Source organism: Lysinibacillus capsici, from assembly GCF_003367505.1.
Taxonomy (GTDB): domain Bacteria; phylum Bacillota; class Bacilli; order Bacillales_A; family Planococcaceae; genus Lysinibacillus; species Lysinibacillus capsici.
On the sequence record NZ_PXXX01000013.1, the window covers coordinates 166,891 to 187,532 of the forward strand.

Annotated in this window: 18 protein-coding genes; 5 read left to right on the plus strand and 13 right to left on the minus strand. The window is 36.1% G+C overall.

Annotated elements, in window-relative coordinates; genetic code table 11:
• Nucleotides 1-63: 63 nt before the first annotated feature.
• Nucleotides 64-1,386 carry an MFS transporter gene (locus C7B89_RS12410; protein ID WP_115673828.1) on the minus strand — a complete coding sequence of 441 codons (1,323 nt, stop codon included), beginning with the start codon at nucleotides 1,384-1,386 and terminating at the stop codon, nucleotides 64-66.
• Nucleotides 1,387-1,589: 203 nt separating this feature from the next.
• Complete coding sequence (locus tag C7B89_RS12415; protein ID WP_115673829.1) at nucleotides 1,590-1,910, minus strand: winged helix-turn-helix transcriptional regulator; 321 nt, start codon at nucleotides 1,908-1,910, stop codon at nucleotides 1,590-1,592.
• 158 nt (nucleotides 1,911-2,068) lie between these two features.
• Here C7B89_RS12415 and C7B89_RS12420 point away from each other — a divergent pair, with 158 nt between their 5' ends.
• Nucleotides 2,069-2,461 (plus strand): DoxX family protein, encoded by a 393-nt coding sequence (locus C7B89_RS12420; protein ID WP_048391993.1) that lies wholly within the window; start codon nucleotides 2,069-2,071, stop codon nucleotides 2,459-2,461.
• Between the two features lie 67 nt (nucleotides 2,462-2,528).
• Here the strand turns inward: C7B89_RS12420 and C7B89_RS12425 are convergent, their stop codons facing one another.
• The 3 genes from C7B89_RS12425 to C7B89_RS12435 form a co-directional block, all read right to left on the minus strand.
• Nucleotides 2,529-3,395 carry an NAD(P)-dependent oxidoreductase gene (locus tag C7B89_RS12425; protein ID WP_048391994.1) on the minus strand — a complete coding sequence of 289 codons (867 nt, stop codon included), beginning with the start codon at nucleotides 3,393-3,395 and terminating at the stop codon, nucleotides 2,529-2,531.
• Nucleotides 3,396-3,695: 300 nt separating this feature from the next.
• A complete protein-coding gene (locus C7B89_RS12430) occupies nucleotides 3,696-3,872 on the minus strand; it encodes an aspartyl-phosphate phosphatase Spo0E family protein (RefSeq protein ID WP_004224595.1) in 177 nt (58 codons plus the stop codon).
• A gap of 92 nt (nucleotides 3,873-3,964) precedes the next feature.
• Nucleotides 3,965-4,153 (minus strand): hypothetical protein, encoded by a 189-nt coding sequence (locus C7B89_RS12435; RefSeq protein ID WP_048391995.1) that lies wholly within the window; start codon nucleotides 4,151-4,153, stop codon nucleotides 3,965-3,967.
• A gap of 123 nt (nucleotides 4,154-4,276) precedes the next feature.
• Here C7B89_RS12435 and C7B89_RS12440 point away from each other — a divergent pair, with 123 nt between their 5' ends.
• From C7B89_RS12440 to C7B89_RS12450, 3 genes are all read left to right on the plus strand, one after another.
• Nucleotides 4,277-4,465, plus strand: a complete 189-nt coding sequence (locus tag C7B89_RS12440; RefSeq protein ID WP_004224583.1) for a YkvS family protein — start codon at nucleotides 4,277-4,279, stop codon at nucleotides 4,463-4,465.
• Between the two features lie 79 nt (nucleotides 4,466-4,544).
• The gene (locus C7B89_RS12445; RefSeq protein ID WP_112117428.1) at nucleotides 4,545-5,162 is read left to right on the plus strand and encodes a CPBP family intramembrane glutamic endopeptidase; all 618 of its coding nucleotides are present in this window, start codon (nucleotides 4,545-4,547) and stop codon (nucleotides 5,160-5,162) included.
• A gap of 61 nt (nucleotides 5,163-5,223) precedes the next feature.
• A complete protein-coding gene (locus C7B89_RS12450; protein ID WP_112117427.1) occupies nucleotides 5,224-5,916 on the plus strand; it encodes a hypothetical protein in 693 nt (230 codons plus the stop codon).
• Between the two features lie 84 nt (nucleotides 5,917-6,000).
• Here C7B89_RS12450 and C7B89_RS12455 read toward each other — a convergent pair whose 3' ends face one another.
• The gene (locus C7B89_RS12455) at nucleotides 6,001-6,447 is read right to left on the minus strand and encodes a MarR family winged helix-turn-helix transcriptional regulator (RefSeq protein ID WP_004224579.1); all 447 of its coding nucleotides are present in this window, start codon (nucleotides 6,445-6,447) and stop codon (nucleotides 6,001-6,003) included.
• 122 nt (nucleotides 6,448-6,569) lie between these two features.
• On the minus strand, nucleotides 6,570-7,988 hold the full coding sequence (locus tag C7B89_RS12460) for a PAS domain-containing sensor histidine kinase (protein ID WP_244205654.1): 1,419 nt from the start codon (nucleotides 7,986-7,988) through the stop codon (nucleotides 6,570-6,572).
• 260 nt (nucleotides 7,989-8,248) lie between these two features.
• Here C7B89_RS12460 and C7B89_RS12465 point away from each other — a divergent pair, with 260 nt between their 5' ends.
• The gene (locus C7B89_RS12465; RefSeq protein ID WP_115673831.1) at nucleotides 8,249-9,988 is read left to right on the plus strand and encodes a B12-binding domain-containing radical SAM protein; all 1,740 of its coding nucleotides are present in this window, start codon (nucleotides 8,249-8,251) and stop codon (nucleotides 9,986-9,988) included.
• Between the two features lie 341 nt (nucleotides 9,989-10,329).
• Here C7B89_RS12465 and C7B89_RS12470 read toward each other — a convergent pair whose 3' ends face one another.
• The 6 genes from C7B89_RS12470 to C7B89_RS12495 form a co-directional block, all read right to left on the minus strand.
• Nucleotides 10,330-11,685 carry a TrkH family potassium uptake protein gene (locus C7B89_RS12470; protein WP_036075771.1) on the minus strand — a complete coding sequence of 452 codons (1,356 nt, stop codon included), beginning with the start codon at nucleotides 11,683-11,685 and terminating at the stop codon, nucleotides 10,330-10,332.
• Nucleotides 11,686-11,796: 111 nt separating this feature from the next.
• Nucleotides 11,797-12,552 carry a TerC family protein gene (locus tag C7B89_RS12475; protein WP_054549805.1) on the minus strand — a complete coding sequence of 252 codons (756 nt, stop codon included), beginning with the start codon at nucleotides 12,550-12,552 and terminating at the stop codon, nucleotides 11,797-11,799.
• 325 nt (nucleotides 12,553-12,877) lie between these two features.
• A complete protein-coding gene (locus C7B89_RS12480; RefSeq protein ID WP_103117508.1) occupies nucleotides 12,878-13,963 on the minus strand; it encodes an SDR family oxidoreductase in 1,086 nt (361 codons plus the stop codon).
• A gap of 19 nt (nucleotides 13,964-13,982) precedes the next feature.
• A complete protein-coding gene (locus C7B89_RS12485; protein WP_054549803.1) occupies nucleotides 13,983-17,036 on the minus strand; it encodes an efflux RND transporter permease subunit in 3,054 nt (1,017 codons plus the stop codon).
• Nucleotides 17,037-17,231: 195 nt separating this feature from the next.
• Nucleotides 17,232-18,809, minus strand: coding sequence for a peptide chain release factor 3 (locus C7B89_RS12490; RefSeq protein ID WP_048392002.1), 1,578 nt, complete (start codon nucleotides 18,807-18,809; stop codon nucleotides 17,232-17,234).
• Between the two features lie 135 nt (nucleotides 18,810-18,944).
• Nucleotides 18,945-20,411: a UDP-N-acetylmuramoyl-L-alanyl-D-glutamate--2,6-diaminopimelate ligase gene (locus C7B89_RS12495; protein ID WP_054549802.1), complete on the minus strand. Its 1,467-nt coding sequence runs from the start codon at nucleotides 20,409-20,411 to the stop codon at nucleotides 18,945-18,947.
• Nucleotides 20,412-20,642: the final 231 nt, after the last annotated feature.

Here is a 20,642-nt window from a genome sequence, read left to right on the forward strand (position 1 = left end):
CAACCCCGCTCCTTTCTCTACATCTGTTTATAATTCAATTGTATCATAGGCAATACATTTCTCCTACTTGCTATTTCCATTTTTATCATTAACTTTTAGATGTACCAATAGACCAACGACAGTCATAACGATCAACGTTGATAATGCTACACGACTAGCAATAGTACCATAATCCTTCATCCATAATGTAACAGTTCCATATATAGCTGGACCAATAATGGAGGATACTTTACCTGAAAAAGCAAACAACCCAAAAAATTGTCCACGTTTTTCGTTTGGTGATAATTCAATAATATATGTCCGAGATGTCACCCACATTGAGCCAAGTGATATACCAAATAGACTACCAGCAAGCCAGAACATCCATTGTGCTGAAGCAAAAACAGCGAATACCAAAGCAACAATCATAATAAGTGCAACAATTGTAATGGCACGTTTAGCGCCTATTGATTTCGTAATATACCCAAAGGCAAGTGACCCAATGATTGTTGAGACAGTAGAGACCAAATAAAGTACAATAAATTGTCCAGAACTAAAGCCAACAATCGTTGTCGCATAAACAGCCATCATAGCAATCGTCGTAGCAATGGCATCATTTAGAAAGAAATAAGCAATCATAAAGGTAAAGATTGCTTTATATTGCTTCATATCTTTAAATGTTTGAATGATTTCTTTATAACCATCTAAAAACTTTAAGGACTTTCGTTGGGACTTTGGGATCGGTGTATCTTTATTAATTAAGAATAATGGCAATGAAAAGAGTAGATACAGAATGGCTGTTGGGATAAATGCTCGATGAAAATCGCTGTTACCAACATACAAGTAAACAAGTAATCCAAAAAGTGTACCAAGATACCCGATTGCAACACCATACCCTGAAATGAGCGGCATCTCTTCTTTTGTCCCTAGATCACCCATCATAGAATCGTAAAATACTAAACTTGAATTAAAGAAAAATTTTGCTATGACAAAACTTGCAACTACCAAAAATAAACTAAGAGGCACACCAGAGTAATTGACAGTGGTTTGTGCATTAGCAAATATTCCCATAATAAATGTAAATAGAATAGATATGGATGCAAACCATACAATAAATCTCTTTTTATAACCTGTGTTATCAATCCACACACCGAAAAGGGGTGAAAAGATAACGAGCAACAAGCTTGCAATGGCATTTGCATAAGATATAAAGGTGCTCGCAACTTGTTGCATGACTTCATTTGTTCCTAAAACCTCATCCATGTAAAAGGGAAAAAATATTGTATTTATATTTGAAGAAAAAATTGTATTCGCAAAATCATAAAATGCCCATGAAAGTATCGGTAATGATAAATAAATGGCTAATTGACTTCGATGTTGTACGTCTATAGCTGTACTCTTCTTCATAAAACCCTCCTCTCCATTCTCTATAATAAACAATTAATTTCTCTCTGAAATAAAAAATACCTTTTTTTAAAGAAAATTAATATTATTTACAATATAACAGTAAATTCACTGAAAAATAACTGCCAAATGGTCGATAATTGAACGCTTATTTTCTGTGTAAAACCAAAAAAGGTATTCAAGCCCCTCGCTTGAATACCTTTTTATCATTCTATATCTATGGTTACCCATTCAGAGGACCATTGCTCAATCGCTTTTAGCACAGGTGCAATAGCATAACCCTTTTCTGTAAGTTCATACTCAATGAAAACTGGTGTTGATGGAATTACTGTACGTAGCACTATTTGCTCAGTCTCTAATTCCTTTAAACGTTCTGTTAATACACGACTACTAATATTCAACTGATTTTTAATGGTCGAATACCTTTGCGGACCATCTAATAGCTGATAAATAAGTAGCGTATTCCAACGATGATTTAATATCATGAGTGCTTTTTCAAATCGCGGACAAATATTTTTTTGATCCAAATGACTTCCCCCCTTTGTATATTAGTTCCTATTTAAGAGTATATCACTTTTTAAAAAAACTTGTTCTAAAAATACATTAAGTTACTTGACAAAAGTTGTTTTTAAAAATAAACTAAGTTACGAATTGTAAGCAAAAAAAGATAAGGAGTTACTTTATTATGCAAAATATTGGTTCAACAATTTTACGTATCGTTCTAGGCGTTATTTTTGCAGTGCATGGTTTTCAAAAATTTCAAGGTGGCATTAGCTATACAGCTGACTTCTTTGATAGCCTAGGTATACCAGGATTTATGGCGTATATCGTGGCAATTATTGAATTAGTTGGAGGAATTGCAATTATTTTAGGTTTAGCAACAAGAATATTTGGTGCTTTATTAACCATTACAATGATTGTGGCGATCTTTACAGCAAAACTTAGCATCGGCTTTATCGGGGCAGATGGATTGGCTGGTTATGAATTAGATTTAGCTTTAGGTGCAATAGCTCTTTACTTTACTCTCGCAGGCGCATCCAGCTTCTCACTGGATTCTCAACTTTTCGGGAAAGAGTAAAACAAAAAACCTGAAGGTCTCCCATTTAAGGAGCCTTCAGGTTTCCTATTCAGAATCCCATCGCGAATTATTTATAATACTTTAAGAGTGCTTGTGTACCATTATCACCATAGCCTGCTGCGATTAATTTCTCATACATTTCATAGGCTAATGCAAGTCCTGGTAATGTTATGCCCATTTTGTTTGATTCGTCTAAAGCTATTTTCATATCCTTTACAAAATGTTTAATATAAAAGCCTGGTGCAAAATCTTCTTTTATCATACGTGGGGCTAAATTGCTTAAAGACCATGAACCTGCTGCACCTGAAGAGATCGATTGTAAAACGGTAGGTAAATCTAATCCTGCCTTTAGTCCATAAGCTAGTGATTCACACACGCCAATCATACCAGAGGCAATAACAATTTGATTGCACATCTTTGCATGCTGCCCAGCTCCTGCTTCACCCTGATAAATTATATTTTCTCCAAATTGCTTCATAATTGGCAATACCTTGTCGTATGTGACCTGATCGCCACCAATCATGATAGACAAAGTGCCATTTTGAGCACCAATATCCCCACCTGAAACAGGGGCGTCTAAAGCCTCTACACCGATGGATTGAGCATACATATAAATTTTCTTTGCTAAAGATGGCTCTGAAGTCGTCATATCAATGACAATATTGCCTTGTTCTGCTGTTTGGAAGAGGCCATTTTCCCCAAAATATACTTCCTCTACATCTGAAGGATAGCCAACCATTGTAAAGGCAATTTCATGATTTTTAAATGCTTCAGCAGGTGAGCTTGCCCATGACGCCCCTAAGGCAACAAGAGGCTCTGCTTTTTCTTGCGTACGAGTATAGACGGTTACTTCATGACCATTTTTTAGTAAATGCTTAATAATACTAGCACCCATTACTCCAGTTCCAATAAATGCAATACGTTTCTTTGTCATATGTACATGCTCCTTTGTTCTAGAATGTCTGTACTCTCCGTGAGAGTCCAACTCTATATCTTTTCAGTTTAGGTGAAGGAATGAAATAATTCAAACTCTTCCCACAACTTGTACTAAAATTTATATGTAGGGCATATATACCGAATAAGCAAAAAAAAGAGAGCAAGTGATTGGGGGATCACTGCTCTAAAGGGGGAAATGAGAATGTTGCTGTGTTCATAGTAAGTTATTCCCCATTGAAATGCATTTTAAACATATATGTTAAAATGTTTTTTACTCTGAATACTGGAACAATCTTTTTTAGTCTTCTTGATCTTTTTCTTCTTCAAATGCCATCTGTCTATAATAAGTATTCATTAACTGATCTAATCTGCGACTCAGTTGAATGGTTTTTGCATTTTGTAACCCGTTTTCTACACCTGAGCGAATCATCATCTCACGAGTTTGTTCCATTTGTTTCAAGAGTAGATTGACCATTCATACAACCCTCCACACACAAATAATCATACCATTATTATACATTTATATTTCATTTCTTACAGCATTAACTTACGACAATGTTCGACAAATTAACTTCTTGGTGTTTCAGTATAAGTATAGATAATTCGCCCATTTTGCTTGGCCTCACCTCTATAATGTTTAAATAATGGGTGTTTTACAAGAATTTCACGAAATTCGTAAAATTCTTCCTTTTGAATTTCAATACTTTCTCTTTCCCCATTTTGTAATTGTTTAAGCATATTTTCGTATTTTTCCATGAACTTTATTCCTCTCTTTGCCTCATTTGTGTAATAAATTATGAATTATTTAAAAAAAGCTTTACGTTTACCAATTTTTCATGCAAACTGTATATTATTAGTCGATGAAGGAGCTGACTGTCTGTGAAAATAGCTGAAGTTGGAAATATTATCGAGTTTAAAAATGGTCTCCAAGGTATTGTAGAAAAGGTAAATGAAAATTCGGTGATCGTTAACTTAACATATATGGAGAATTTTGATTCCCTTGAAATTGAAGAAAAAACGGTCGTCAATCATAAACGATATAAAATTTTATATACTAATGAAGCTTAATAGTCTGAATAGTCCCTATTTGTCTTAATAGATGATAAGGGACTATTTTTTTGATAAGATTAAGGTATGGAGGTCGAATATGCTAATAAATTCGAAACAAACAATACTATTTCTCCTTTCTTTATTATTCGTTTATGGTATGCTTGCTTTTACCTTTGCTAACCAAGCTGTATTTTGGTACATGTATGCATTCACTCTACTAGTATGTATTGCCATTGCCATCTTAGCTGGCTCCATTGAAGATCAATTACCTACATGGCAATTTTTACTCTTTGGTATTGGATACGGTACCATCACATATGGTATTATTCGCTTTGGTTACTGGCTCGCTCCATATATTAATAATAACTTAGTACAATCCGTTCAAAAATTTTTAGCAAGCTACGGACCACAAAATATTTGGCACTATGTTTTACTCGTATTTATCGTTGCCATAGGTGAAGAATTATTTTGGCGTGGTTATATCCAACAACAGTTAAAACGTTTTATGCGCCCACCGCTGGCTGTCATAGTTACCGCAGTATTATGTGCTGTATCAATTGCCCTTAGCGGATTTATGCTTGGTGTCATTGCTGCATTGGTAACAAGCATTATTTGGGGCTTCTTATATGAATGGCGTAAAAGTATGCCACTTGTTATTGTAGCTCATGTCGTTTTTGTACTATTATTATTTTTAGTGTTGCCGTTAACATCATAACATTAATATTTGGAAACATTTTATCTTTACTAACGTTTAATTTAGAAAAGGAGGGTTTTTTATGCAAAAAAAATTAGTTTCTATTCTTGCATTATTACTAACAGCCGTATTAGTTGTAGGGTGTAATACATCTGATAAAACAGGGGATTCAGATGCTCAACAAAATGAGCCATCAAATACTGCTGCCGATCAAAAACCATCTGGAGATGATACAGCAGGTGAATCAAATGAGGAAGAAGAAGATACACCTGCATCAAATGATACAAATACAGAGGATGCTTCTAAACAGCCTCAACAAGATGTAAAATACGTCCAAAAAGGTGTAGATAAAACTGAAAAGGCAACTGAATCAGCAAGTGTTGATCAAAGCTATAAACTACAACAGCTTCCTGGTTTTACACTGACACAAGAAGAGCCTGGTAAAGACATGTTAGTGTCCAATGATGATGACGAAGTGTTTATGCGTATTGAAACAATTGAAGCTTCACAATCGAGCTTTGAAGAAGTAAAAACAACTATGCAAGATTATATGAACGCAGTGGGTGAAACAGTAGCTCTAACTGCTGAGGAATTAGCAGCATTTAAAGATGTTCAAAATATCGAGGGGTATGTTGTGGACTTCGACACTGAGAAAGTAATTGGGGTTGTCCTTGAGAAAGATGGTCTCATTACAAAATTCACTATTCATGATAATGATGAACAAGATTTAACAGATGCTATGCTTAATATGGCAGCAACTATATCTAAAAAATAATAAAATGCTAAGGACGATAGACATAGTCTATCGTCCTTCTATTTGATCACAAAAAAGTTGTCTCAAATCAATGAGACAACTTTTTTAATAAGATAGGTCTTTGATAGAAAGGCCAATTTTCTTCAATAACGTAATAGCTTGTTCTTTTTCTTCTGGGGATAGTACACTCATTAATTCATGCAAATGCTGTTCGTGTTTTGGGAACAGCTCTCCCATAAAAGCTTCACCTTCAGGGGTGATTTCTGCATACGTAACACGACGATCAGCAGGACAAGATACTCGTAATAAGTAACCTCTCTTCTCTAGCTTATCAATGACATACGTAATAGACCCACTGGCTAACAAAATTTTATTGCCAATTTGCTGTAATGGCTGTCTTCCTTTATGATAGAGAAGTTCTAGAACAGCAAATTCAGTTGGGTTTAAACCATTATCCTGAAATAATTGATGTGTTGTTTCATTAATTGCTTTTAGTGCACGTGATAATACAATATATAATTTTAAAGATTGTTTTAGATCTTCTGACGGCATATTCTTTTCCTCTCACTTCGCTCTTTATACATGACATTATAGCGACATTAGAAAAGCATTGTCAAAAGCAATATATGATTTAGAAGGTTTTGTTGTTCATTATGCAACCATTTTTACTTTCTTTATGTTACTAAATAAGCAGAATCTTTTGTGGATACTTCCATTGTATCCATCTGATTGAATGTGTAAATTGGAAACTGCAGATGGAAGCATGTCCCCTTCTGTAGTTCACTACTAACGCCAATTACTCCTTCATGTTCTTCAATCACCTTTTTCACGAAAGCAAGGCCCAGTCCTGTCCCTGTTGATTTTGTCGTGTAAAAAGGCTGGAATAGGTTTTGAAGTGTCGTGCTGTCCATGCCAACACCTTCATCTTTTATCATAAGTTCGACAATCGCACAGTCAATTGTTGCCATTTCGACGGTAATCGTACCACCATTATTCATGGATTCCATTGCATTTTTAATTAAATTCATCAGCACTTGCTTTAGTCGATTCTCGTTGCCGCCAATATAGACTTGATTAGGGGTTGAAATATACTGAATCATAATATTTTTCATGAGTGCATCTGGTAGCATAAACTCAATGACTTGCTTTACAATATGATCCAGTTCTAATAATTCCACTTTCATCGTTGTTGGCTTAGACAATACTAATAATTCGGATAAGATCTGTTCCATCCGTTGAAGCTCACTGTCAATAACAGAGAGATACATGCGTGATTCATCATCAGCATTTAATTTTAGTAATTCAGTAAAACCCTTTAAAGAAGTTAATGGGTTACGAATTTCATGCGCAATACTCGCTGCCATCTGTCCCACAACGTTTAATGCTTGCTGATGCTCAACTTTATGTTGAAGTTGCTTCTTCTCTGTTTCATCATTAATCACAGTGACAATAATATTATTGTATTCATCAAAAATACTTGAAATTTCATAATAGCAAGTTCTGCTTACTTGTGTTTCATCGACTACATGAATGCTTGCATGTTTTTCACCCATTAACTTAGAAAGGTAGGTTGTAATTTGCCCCTTTTTCAATGTAAACGAATCAAATATATGCTGATGCGCTTTATGAAGAAGCTGCGAATTTTCAACTTTCAGAAACATTTCCGCATATTTATTTAGCCCAAGAATAATACCACTAGCGTCACTAACAATAACAGCATAAGGTAAGTAATCGTAGGCATTAAAAGATTGCGCTCTCTCATGTGCTTGGCTAACATATAATTTATGGGCAACATCATCATTTAATGTTGAAATTTGCGCAACAATTTCCTCTGTATTAGGATCGTAAAAGCATTTGAAAGATAACATTTCGTAGTCATTTCCAACTGTGCGAATATTGAAAATTTCCTCTGAACGTAAATCATTTTGTAACTGTTTGACGAACTTAGTCCATTTAAAATTAGATGGCTCGTCCATAGCTAAATAGCCAATATAGGTTAAATTAAGATTGAAAAGATTGATAGCAGCCTCATTGACGTTTAAAATTTTCCCTGCTTTATTGAGTATAAGTGTTGGTGACGAAGTACTTTTCATAAGATTTCCAAAACATTGATTAATATCATTTTGCTTCAACTTTCTCACCGAACCTTTCAAAAGAGTAAAAAACCTCTAAAATCGAATTTTGAGCCTTTACTATACTTTATGACAGCACGATTCTATTATTACAAAATTTAGTAAATTTAAGTATTTTAAATTATTTCACGAACCGTTCACAAAATAAATAGGTAAAAAGAATTATATTGTATGTCAGATACTTGACTGATACAATAGGATGTTGAAAGGAAGATTATTGCATGAATACTATTTTAACTACTTTGAATGCAAAGTATATTCACACAAATTTAGCATTGCGCTATTTAAAAGGCGCAGCTTTACCGGAGTTTAATCCAATTATAGCAGAGTATACTATTAAAGACCCTGCTTTTAATATTGTATCAGATTTATTCCAAAAAAAACCTGATATCGTTGGATTTAGTTGCTATATCTGGAACATCGAAGAAACAATTCACGTTATCAAGATGTTAAAAACTGTCTGTCCAAATGTTAAAATTCTGCTCGGGGGACCTGAGGTTTCTTATGATTGTCACCATTGGTTACGTCGAATACCTGAGGTAGACTTCATTGTGATGGGTGAAGGAGAAACTTCATTTAAACAATTACTGCGCTATTTCCACGGTGAAATATTGTTAGAAGATGTTCCTGGTATTTGTTATTTAGAGGACGAGAAAGTCAAGATTCACGCTATGCCACCTAAAATTGATTTGCGCGAATTACCAAGTCCTTTTCGTTTTGAGGAGGATCTTCCCTACCTAGGTAAGCGAATTCAATATATCGAAACAAGCCGAGGCTGCCCATTTAGCTGCCAATTTTGTTTATCTTCTATTGAAGTTGGCGTCCGATACTTTAACCGTGAAAAAATAAAAGAGGATATTCGTTTCTTAATGGATAACGGAGCTCGAACAATTAAATTTGTGGATCGCACCTTCAACATCAGTCGTAGCTACGCAATGGAAATGTTCCAATTTTTAATTGATGAACACAAACCAGGTGTTGTATTCCAGTTTGAAATCACGGCTGATATAATGCGCCCTGAAGTCATTCAATTCTTAAATGATAATGCACCAAAAGGTTTGTTCCGATTCGAAATAGGTGTTCAATCTACGAACGATTTAACAAATACTCTTGTAAAACGTCGTCAAAACTTTGAAAAACTAAAGCGAACAGTTACTATGGTGAAAGATGGCGGAAAAATAGATCAACATTTAGATTTAATTGCTGGTTTACCAGAGGAAGATTACGCTAGTTTTCGTCAAACATTTAATGATGTCTTTGCAATGCGGCCAGAGGAATTACAGCTTGGATTTTTGAAACTTTTACGCGGCACAGGACTTCGATTAGAAGCCGAGAAGTTTGGCTATACCTATGTGGATCTATCTCCTTACGAAATCTTTTCAAATAATGTTCTAACATTTGATGATATCGTCCGTATTAAGCATGCAGAGGATGTTCTTGAAAAGTATTGGAATGATCACCGTATGGATCATACGATTGAATACTTGGTTACAGAGGTCTTTGATACACCATTTGATTTCTTCCAAAACTTCGGAACATATTGGGAAACAAAAGGTTGGTCTCGTATTGGCCATCAGCTAGAGGATTTATTCCGTCGTTTATTAATGTTTTTAGAAACGATTGATGATGTGAATTTAAACATTGTCCAGAGTTTAATGCAGCTTGATTACTTAATGGCTCAGCAGTTCCAACCACGGAAGCTATGGTGGAATGAGCGTCCTACAGAAGAGCAACAAAAAGCCCTTTATCACGCTTTACGAGAAGATCCAGCTATCGCAGGCGAGGAATTTGCTAACTTTAAGTTAACTGAAAAAGAGTTGTTTAAGCATACCTTGATTAGCCCTCATGCTCTTGATTACCAAGAGTTTGCAAATGGCAAAATTGTACAAAAAAATGGCTATCTGTTAACCTATTTCCGACATGGTCAAGCACCTTACTTTGCAACAATCTACTCTAACTAATAAGAAACGCTAGTCCTGTCATAACTATCAGGACTAGCTTTTTTTATTACTTAAACGATTCTTAAATCCTCATAGTAACAATAAAGACTGCTAAATTTATTCCTTCTGCCCTTCATTGTTCGGTTAGTTAAGTACTCATAGCCAGCCTTACCAATATAGGTCAAATTCCTTAAACAAAGATTGATAAAACTTTGTAAAAAATGCCCAAAAAACAATCTATCTAATCAGGAAATAAAAGTTTAAATTTTTTGAATATTTTATGACAAGATAATAATTTTTACTTTTATATGAGGTTTACGAAGGAATTACTCCTTACTTAATGCCTCACATACTTTAAAAATTTAACCAATAATTACGCGTTCCTTCGGATAGTGGAAGCCTGATTTCTTTCCTCTTCCGCCACCCCCAAGAGTATAAAGGAATGATATTAATCCAACTCGACCAATAAACATTAAAATAATGATAATGATTTTACCAACCACTGATAAATCAGATGTTATGCCTAACGACATACCACATGTACCGAACGCTGAAGTAATTTCAAAAATAATTTGAATAAGAGATGCTTGTGGCTCTGTTATAAGCAAGATAAGGGTTGCAACTAATACCATGAAAAATGCTAATAAAATTACAACAAATGATCGGAAGACATCAATCAAATGAATTTCTCGTCCAAATACTTGGATATCCTCTCTTCCTCTAGCAAAGGTAATTAAGAATAAAATGGCCAAGGCAAAAGTTGTGGTGCGAATACCTCCACCAACTGAGCTTGGGGAAGAGCCAATGAACATCAGGAAGCTCATGAATATATCTGTAGCTTCACTAAAAGTCGTGACATCGTAAGTAGTCAATCCAGCTGATCTCGTTGATACAGAATGGAACATTGCTGAAAATAATGCCTCATGCCAAGACATTTCCTTAAAAGAATGGAATGATTCAAGGAGTAAAATGACAAGCGCACCAACTATAAATAAAATAGCGTATGTTGAAGTAGTGATTTTAGTAAATAAACTAAAACGGAAATTCTCGCGTCGATTAAGCAAAAAAGTCTTCAATTCAATTAATACCGGAAATCCGATAGCACCTAATACAATCAGTACCATGGTAACCATCTGTACAAAATAATCATCATGGAATGGGAGTAAGCTCATTCCCGTTATATCGAATCCTCCATTTGTCGTAGCAGAAATAGAGGCAAAAATTCCATGTAAAAAGGCTTCTTCTAATGTATCAAAATAATTGGTAAAATGTAGCGTTAAAATAATGGTACCCGTTAATTCAATGCCAAATAAAATTTTTAAAATTTCGCGGATTAATTTAACAACACCAGAGACACTGTACTGGTTATGATCAATCATGATTAACTGTCGCTCACGCATGCCTATTTTTTTCCCAACAAGCAGCCACACAAAGGTACCAAGTGACATAATACCAATGGCGCCTAACTGTAAAATAACAAGAATCATTACAAGCCCAAAGGTAGTATAGGTTTCCGAAATATTAATGGTTGTTAACCCAGTAACACTTACTGCACTTACTGCTGTAAACAAGCTATCTAAAAAAGAGACTTTTACACCTTCTTGATGAACGCCTGGAAGCCGTAATAACAGGAAGGAAATCGCTATTGCTATAAAATAATAAGAAACAAGTACCTGAAATGGTGTGACTAGTTTATTTGATGATTTTTTCCAAGGCACTTTAACAACTCCTCCCACATATGATGCCCAACTAGATAGATTATAGTATAGAAAAAATACATAAAAAAAGAAAGAGGAATAGTGATAACTATTCCTCCAACGTTCATCTACTTATTTTTTCTTTCTTACACCGACTAAATAGCCGACAAAAGCAATACCTACTAGGACAATCCAGAATGTTAACTCCCATGCCGTGGAATGTGGAAATTCTTTAGGCAATATTCCCACCTTCTCATGTGCCAATGTTAAGACAACTAACTTCACACCTACCCAGCCAACGATTAGAAATGCCGCTGTTTCAAGTGAAGGGTAATCATTTAATATTTTTACAAACCATTGGGCCGCAAACCGCATCATAATGACACCAATAAATCCGCCAAGGAGCATCACAATGAACTGACCGCCATTGATGCCACCAATATCAAATTCACCTAAGTGTGGCAAAGTTACAGCAATTGCAACGGCTGCTAGCATCGAATCAATAGCAAATGCTATATCGGCAGCCTCTACTTTTAGTACTGTTAACCAGAAACCAGAACCCTTTTTTCCACCATTTTCGGTTGCTGCTTCTTCTTCATCTTTATGTTTTCGTAAATCATATATATTTTTCGCAGACATAAATAATAGATAAGCTGCACCGACCGCTTGTATTTGCCAATAATTTACTAAAACTGTAATAACAAATAATGCGGAGAATCGGAATATCAATGCTCCAAATAGTCCATAAAATAACGCCTTTTTTTGCTGCTCTTGTGGTAAATGCTTCACCATAACAGCCATTACTACCGCGTTATCAGCTGCTAGTAATCCCTCTAATACAACAAGGACAATTAACACCCAGCCATATTGTAGTAAAATCGCTTCCATTCTAGTGCCTCCTCTAAGCTCTCTATACCCTCAATGACCCTGTCATTCAAGTATAAAAGAAAAAAACCCCTGCCCTAATTCAGGCAAAGGTCTCGCTAAGTAAATTCGTACCCTTTCTATTTATGGTACTTCAATCTACACGTCATACGTATAGAGCCATTCACTATCACACCCGATGGTTGTACCATGTCTTGACGAATGTGAAACCAGGGAAAGTTAATTACCTGTTAGCTACTCCCCTTTGACAAATTGTCGAAGGTATCTTCTTTCAAATATTATAGCACTATCATTTACAACTGACAAAAATATCTATATGTTTTTTTCGTTACTTAATCTGAATTTGATAGCTCTTCTCTTCCTTATGTGCTAAATAAAACTCAATCATTTTTGGCATCGTCTGTATAAAATCAGGACATGTAATACCACCTTTTTGTAAGATATGATATGCTTCAGTCGTATCAAATGAAGCATTCCATGTTAAATAATCTAATGTTTCTTGTTCGACACCTAATTTTTTTCGAATAAATGGAATCTGCAATGAAAGCTTAGCCAATGTAAATGGTAAACGTCCTTTTGGATAAGAATTTGTAACTAGTTTCACCATTGTACGGTATACCTCCTGTACAGGGTGAGGATTAGGATCAGTTAAATGAAGTGTCTTCCCTTCTGCACTCTGTTCACTAACCAGAAAAGTAGAAGCATTTATAATATAATCAACTGGCACTACATTAATTGTCGATGAAGTTTGACCAATGTACGGAATAAAAGGTAAACCTTTTAAACGTTCAACTAAGTTTAAGAAGAAATAAGGACCATCAAATTTAATGGTTTCACCAGTTTGGGAATGACCACGAACAATTCCAGGTCTAATTATTGTCAATGGTATTTCCGATTTTAAATCTTCTACTCTGTGCTCAGCCTCATATTTTGTTTCCTCATAGTGGTTTTTAAATGCTGTTGGTCGAATTAATTCATTTTCACGCAGTACGCCCTCACGTGTACCAGCCACATAGGCAGTGCTGAAATACATATAGCGCTGTAAATTTGGTAAGGTGCTAACAAAATCATTAACCATTGTTGTACCATGAACATTTACCTTCCAGGCAATATCACGTGGTACAGCTAAATCATAGATAGCAGCTAAATGCCAAAGCACTTCAATTTGCGGTACAATTTCTTTGATGATTTGATTTTCTAATCCAAGGTTTGGTAGTGTAATATCGCCTTCCACAATTCGAATCGAACAGTCAGGAAAATCCTCTAATATTTTGTTTTTTTCTTTATGTGCCTTTATGGTTTCACCAGCCAATACGATGGTAATTACTTGTTGTGCTTGTTTCTTTTGAAATAATGCTCGAATTAGTTGACTCGAAATGAAACCAGGAAAACCTGTAAAAAAATGAACCTTCATCTCCCATTCCCCCTTGAACCTAGTGCATCTTTCTTGTATCTTTATCCATTAAACTGTAAATGATCGGTACAATATACAGTGTCAGTAAAGTTGAGGTCACAAGCCCTCCGATAACAGCAATCCCCATTGGCTGATTCATCTCGGTCCCTTCTCCAATGCCCAGTGCGAGTGGTAAAAGCCCTAAAATAGTTGTTAAGGCTGTCATTAAAATTGGACGAAGCCGATCTTGGGTAGCAAGTAAAATTGCCTCATAAGCTGGCATGCCCATTGCCTTTTGCTGATTAATATAATCTACCAGCACAATACCGTTATTTACGACTATTCCTACTAGTACTAGGATACCGATAACTGAGGTTACACCAATTAAAGTATTTGTTAGGAACATAGCTATCGCCACACCAATGATCATTAATGGAACAGTAAACATGATAACAAACGGATATTTAAATGACTCAAATTGAGCTGCCATCACAATATATACAAGCACGATGGCTAGCATCACAGCTAGTAACATATCATCAATTGCACTATCATAGAGCTCTCTGTCCCCACTGAACACAACTTGAGTAGTAGATGGTAAATTAACTTGTTCTAATGCTTTATCTACTTTTGCAGAGATTCCTCCCAACGATTCCTTTGTTTCATAATCTACAAAAAAGGCCACTGCTGCTGCTTGATCAGAACGACGAATGGATACCGGCCCCTCTTGTATAGAAACAGTAGCCACTTCCTCTAATTTTACAAATAATCCTGCTGGCGAACGCAGCTGCATGGCTTTTAAAGCATCTATACTCGTATTAAATGACTGCCCAAAACCTGTATAAACGGGTAATACTGCACCGTCATCAGTAATCAATTGGGACGTTAATTGACCTTTTGTCATTTGATTTACAGTTTGAGCGATTTGTGCTGGAGCAAAACCATAGTCTTTTGCTTTTTCACGATTAACCTCAATTTGAATCTCTTGAACAGTATTATCTAAATCCGTAGAGACATTTGTCACTTGCTGAATCGCTAGTAGTTCCTGCTGCACTTTCTTAACAGTTTGCTGTAGCCTCTGTTCATCGGAATCTGTTAAACGGAATGTTAAGGTGTGTGGTGACGATCCTGTAGCTGTCGATACATTAAATGTAATTTCAGCTTGCTCTTCAAGCTCTCCCTGTATATCTTGTTCTAGCTCTTCTACAAATTTAAAAATGGAACGTTGCCTTTCTGCTAATGGGACAAGCTTTACATATATCTCAGCTTGGTTGGCGCTAGTTTGTCCACGTGCTTGGGATTGTTGTGTACCGCCAATTAAACTAACATACACATCTACATCCTTTTCCTGCTTTAAACGTTCCTCAATTTGCTTAACAATCTTTTCTGTTTCTGATACAGCGACACCTTTTTCAAGATTGACACTTATAGAGGTGAACCCCTCATCTGTAGGCGGTAAAAATTCAGTACCTATTCTAGTCAGTCCAAACAAAGAAAGACTAAAGCAAACCACTGTAAAAAGCAGTATAAGCATTCGATGCTTTAGTACCCATACAATTGACGCCTTGTAATGCCTATAAAAACGTGATTTACTGCGTTGTACATAAAAATTATTGTTTTTCATTTTTAAAAGTCGACTTGCTAGCATCGGAACGACTGTAAGCGCAACTACTAAAGATGCAATTAAGCTGAATGAGATTGTTAAGGCAAACTCTGTAAATATTTGACCAATCAATCCTTCGATGAACATAACAGGAATGAATACTGCTATTGTGGTTAAAGTGGAAGCTGTAATGGCAAGGGCTACTTCCTTTGTTCCTTCCTTTGCTGCAGTTATCGGGTCTTTTTCTAGTCCTAGATGTCTTTCTATATTCTCAATAACGACTATGGCATTATCCACAAGCATACCAATTCCAAGTGCCAGAGCACCTAATGTCATAATATTGAGGGAAAAATCCGCAAAAAACATCAAAACAAATGTGACAATAACGGAGTAAGGAATCGCAATACCAATAATGATCGGACTCTTTACACTACGTAAAAAAACAAATAGGATGAACATCGCAAATAATCCACCTAAAAGTAAGGAAGAGCCAATATTACTAATCGCTAAATCCACATAATTACCTTGATCAATTAAAATATCTGCTGTGATACCTTTATACTGATCTTTCTTTAGTAATGTCTCTAAGGCCTTCTGGAAATCCTTAGAAACCTCTGCCGTATTTGCACCAGATTCCTGTAATACAGACATAAGAACAGCTGGATGCTCATTTGCTCGTGTTGTGGTAATAGATTGTTGTTCTGTCCTCTCAACGGTTGCAAGATCACCAATGGTTAATGATTTGCCCGTTAAAGGGTCCACCGAAACAATTAAATTGGCAATGCTTTCCGGAGAAGATAATGTGCTAACTATACGTGTTGTTAGCATTTTGCCATCATCTGTTGAAACAGGCTCACCAGGAAGAGACACATTATTCGCTTGAACTATTTGCATCACGTCTGTCTGAGTCAAGCCTTTTTCAACTAGCTTTGCTTCATCCAATTCTATTTGGATTTCATCAATCAATTTGCCAGAAACATTCACACTGGCAACACCCTCTGTCCGTAGCAGTTCCTTCTCTAAGTGCTCTGCTAATACACGTACATCTACTTGATTATTTTCCGCACGTAAAGACAGCTGAATAATAGGAAATTGAGACGGATCAAATTTTAGGAAACTAGGCTTGCCAGCATCATTAGGCAATGGGGTCATATCAATTCGCTGTAAAATATCAAGTTGGACAACATCCATATTTGTGGACCAGTTGAACTCAAGCACAATTAAATTGGAGCCTTCCTGTGAGGTTGACTGGATTTTTTTGATACCAGGTAAGGTGGCAAGTGTAGCCTCTAATGGCTTCGTTATCTTTTCATTTACCTCCGTCGGGCTTGCCCCAGGATAAGAGGTGACAACCACTCCAATAGGAGGATTTAACTCTGGAATTAACGTAATCGGTATTTTTAATAAAGATACACCGCCTAGTATGATGACAAAAAGCATAGTAACAATCGTAAAGACAGGTCTTTTAATAGAAAAATGACTAATATTCATATAAACAAACTCCTTTTCTACCTCTTCCTTTCTATGATAGCCGAAAAGGAGATTATTTTATAAATAAGCTCCTGTTATTGAGATACTATCTCTAAGGAAACTTATATTTCCTAATAATGTATATATTCTACAAACAGTGTCATTTTTCCTTGCAAAAAAACACGAATCGCAAAATTGTCGATTCGTGTTTTATAATTATAAAAGGCTATAAAGTTTAATGTTTTCGTTTTTATCTGCAAACCAACGCATAGCGAACTCATTTTCAAATAGGAAAACAAGATTGTCAAAACGGTCTTTTACAAGCATTGATCGACCTGATGACATTGATTCTTTGACATCCTCTTCATTTTCAATCCAGCGTGCGATTTTCGAACCAATTGGCTCCATTTTTACTTCCACATTGTATTCATTTTTCATACGATGTTCAAATACTTCAAATTGTAATTGACCAACTGCTCCAAGTATAACTTCCTCTGTATGCAGCGTTTTATAGTATTGAATAGCACCCTCTTGCACTAATTGTAAAATCCCTTTATGGAATTGCTTTGATTTCATAACGTTCTTCGCCGTGACACGGACGAATAATTCTGGTGTAAACTGTGGTAATTTTTCAAATTGGAATGTTTTCTTGCCACCTACAACAGTGTCTCCAATTTGGTATGTTCCTGTATCATATAAACCAATAATATCGCCAGCAACTGCTTCATCTACTGTCTCACGATCATCTGCAAGGAACTGTGTAGATTGTGTGACTTTAAATGACTTCCCTGTACGAGATAACGTCATATTCATTCCACGTTCAAATTTACCAGAAACAATACGTACAAAGGCAATACGATCACGGTGTGCTGGATTCATATTGGCCTGAATCTTGAAAATAAAACCTGAAAACTCATCATGCTCCACGGGATCAATAAACTGCTCATCTTCAGTAATTCTTGGCTGTGGCGTCGGTGCGAATTGTAAATAGGTTTCCAGGAAAGTTTGAACACCAAAGTTCGTTAATGCTGAACCAAAGAATACAGGTGTTAATTCCCCACGACGAATTTTTTCCTCAGAATACGCATTCCCCGCTTCATCTAAAAGTAAAATATCGTCCATTGCTTGTGAATAATAAGAAGTCACCTTCATTGGATGCTCCACAGCAAGCTCCCCATTGTCGTCAATTGGTAAGAAACGTTCCGCTTCATCTGTACGGAATTGCTCAATGCGTTTATTGTAACGATCATAAATACCAAGGAACTCTTTACCCATACCGATTGGCCAGTTCATAGGATATGCATTGATACCTAATACCTCTTCAAGCTCTTCGATCAATTCAAGCGGCTCTTTCCCTTGACGGTCTAACTTGTTAATAAATGTAAAAATAGGAATACCACGCATTTTACAAACCTTAAATAGCTTTAAAGTCTGTGCCTCGATCCCTTTGGCAGCATCCACTACCATGACAGCACTATCTACAGCCATCAATGTACGATATGTGTCTTCCGAGAAATCTTGGTGACCAGGGGTATCCAAGATATTCACACGAGAGCCGTTATAATCGAATTGCATGACAGATGAAGTAACCGAAATCCCACGTTGTTTTTCGATCTCCATCCAGTCCGATGTTGCAAATTTACCTGTTTTTTTACCTTTTACTGTACCTGCATCACGAATAGCACCACCAAAAAGTAAAAGCTTTTCTGTAATCGTCGTTTTCCCAGCATCAGGGTGACTGATAATGGCAAAAGTACGACGCGATAGTATATCTTGTTCTAAATTTGAATTCATCTCGTCATTCTCCTTTTTTCATACTTAATAATAATAAAAGAAGACTTGCCTTTCGTACAACCTTTTTACATGAAATCTCAAAAAAGAAAACCCTTTAGTTACAACTAAAAGGGTTTCCTAAGAATTTAGCTTTCATCACACGAATTTTAATCGGCCTGCTTCTATCGCAATTTCTGCATCACTATGTGGAAATTTTGTATTTTCGATAATTTGATAATCCTCATGGCCTTTACCAGCAAAAATAATCATGTCACCCGGTTCAGCAATTTCAATCGCATGGCGCACTGCCTCTGCACGATCTCCAATACAAGCATAATTATCATGAAGCATACCTTTAGCAAGATCGCCTGTAATACTATCGAAGTCTTCATAGCGTGGATCATCTGTCGTTAAAATAACATATTCCGCAGCAGACGCTTTTTCAGCCATGGCAGGACGCTTTGATTTATCACGATTGCCACCTGTTCCAACTAAGAAAATCAACTTGCCCTTTTTATAAGGTTGCGCTGCTTGAATTGCCTTTTCAATTGCATCTGGAGTATGGGCATAATCAATAAAAATTTGCACAGGTAGATCTGAACATACTTTCTCCATACGACCCTTGACTGGCGGTAGTTGCTCGATTTGTTCAATAATGGACTCCATTGAATAGCCCCTACCATAAAACGCAATCATGGCTGCCAATACATTATAAATATTAAATTCCCCAAGCAAATTCATTTTTACACGATAAATTCCTTCAGGCATTTCCACGTCAAATGATGTCATATAGTCGTGATATTCACAGTTAATGGCGCGGAAATCAGCATTTTCATTTTTTAAACCATATGTCCACACTGGAAATGGTGTCATTGCAGCATATCTCTCTGACCAAGCATCGTCTGCATTCAACACAACAAATTTATTTTTTTCTAAATCTTGTCCAAGTTGGGAAAATAATAAGCCTTTTGCATGGCCATATTCCTCCATCGTACCATGGAAATCAAGATGATCGTGCGTTAGATTCGTAAAAATAGCGATATCATAATCAACACCTGCTAAACGTCCAAGTGCTAACCCGTGTGATGAAACTTCCATTGTCATTAATCGACAGCCTTCCATTTTTGCACGGAAAATCATTTGTTGTGTCGATAACGCATCACTCGTTGTATTAGCTGATTCATATAAAATTCCATTTAAATTAAAGCCAATTGTGCCTGATAAAGCCGATTTCTCGCCCATACCATGCATTATATTTTGAATAATTCCTGTTACGGATGTTTTACCATTCGTTCCCGTTACACCAATCATCGTTATGTCCTTTGAAGGATAATCAAAGAACTTTGCAGCTAGTAAACCTACTGCACGATCTGTATCTTTCACAATCACTTGTGCGATTGTCTCTCCTAACGGTAATTCTCGCTCCGTCACAACAATTGTTGCGCCACCATCTACAGCCTTTTGCGCATAATCATGCCCATCTACTGTATACCCTTTGATACAAACAAACATGCTATTTGGTTGCACACTTCTTGAATCTACTACGATATCGCTAACCTGATCTGGCAGCACGCCAATTATTTTTTTCAAAGGTAATGCGCTTAACAATTCCTCTGCATACATTTCATAATCCTCCAATCAATCTCTACACTCATGTCATCATTCTTAATAATCGACAAAAAACGACAATATGAAATCCCCCACGTTCTATTGAACTTATTTTACTACTTATTTCATGATAAATAAAATGCCTCTCTAGTGTTTTTTCAACGAAACCGCTTTCATTTGAGGAAAAAATCATGTTTTCTTCAAATTTTCATTTATAATCACCAATCGGCATTTTTCGACATAACG

Coding starts and splice junctions, on each gene's coding strand:
- C7B89_RS12460 (WP_244205654.1), bottom strand. CDS start 7,988: ATGAAAAGTACTTCGTCACCAACACTTATACTCAATAAAGCAGGGAAA.
- C7B89_RS12430 (WP_004224595.1), bottom strand. CDS start 3,872: ATGGTCAATCTACTCTTGAAACAAATGGAACAAACTCGTGAGATGATG.
- C7B89_RS12410 (WP_115673828.1), bottom strand. CDS start 1,386: ATGAAGAAGAGTACAGCTATAGACGTACAACATCGAAGTCAATTAGCC.
- C7B89_RS12495 (WP_054549802.1), bottom strand. CDS start 20,411: ATGTATGCAGAGGAATTGTTAAGCGCATTACCTTTGAAAAAAATAATT.
- C7B89_RS12425 (WP_048391994.1), bottom strand. CDS start 3,395: ATGACAAAGAAACGTATTGCATTTATTGGAACTGGAGTAATGGGTGCT.
- C7B89_RS12445 (WP_112117428.1), top strand. CDS start 4,545: ATGCTAATAAATTCGAAACAAACAATACTATTTCTCCTTTCTTTATTA.
- C7B89_RS12420 (WP_048391993.1), top strand. CDS start 2,069: ATGCAAAATATTGGTTCAACAATTTTACGTATCGTTCTAGGCGTTATT.
- C7B89_RS12480 (WP_103117508.1), bottom strand. CDS start 13,963: ATGAAGGTTCATTTTTTTACAGGTTTTCCTGGTTTCATTTCGAGTCAA.
- C7B89_RS12465 (WP_115673831.1), top strand. CDS start 8,249: ATGAATACTATTTTAACTACTTTGAATGCAAAGTATATTCACACAAAT.
- C7B89_RS12435 (WP_048391995.1), bottom strand. CDS start 4,153: ATGGAAAAATACGAAAATATGCTTAAACAATTACAAAATGGGGAAAGA.
- C7B89_RS12475 (WP_054549805.1), bottom strand. CDS start 12,552: ATGGAAGCGATTTTACTACAATATGGCTGGGTGTTAATTGTCCTTGTT.
- C7B89_RS12490 (WP_048392002.1), bottom strand. CDS start 18,809: ATGAATTCAAATTTAGAACAAGATATACTATCGCGTCGTACTTTTGCC.
- C7B89_RS12450 (WP_112117427.1), top strand. CDS start 5,224: ATGCAAAAAAAATTAGTTTCTATTCTTGCATTATTACTAACAGCCGTA.
- C7B89_RS12455 (WP_004224579.1), bottom strand. CDS start 6,447: ATGCCGTCAGAAGATCTAAAACAATCTTTAAAATTATATATTGTATTA.
- C7B89_RS12485 (WP_054549803.1), bottom strand. CDS start 17,036: ATGAATATTAGTCATTTTTCTATTAAAAGACCTGTCTTTACGATTGTT.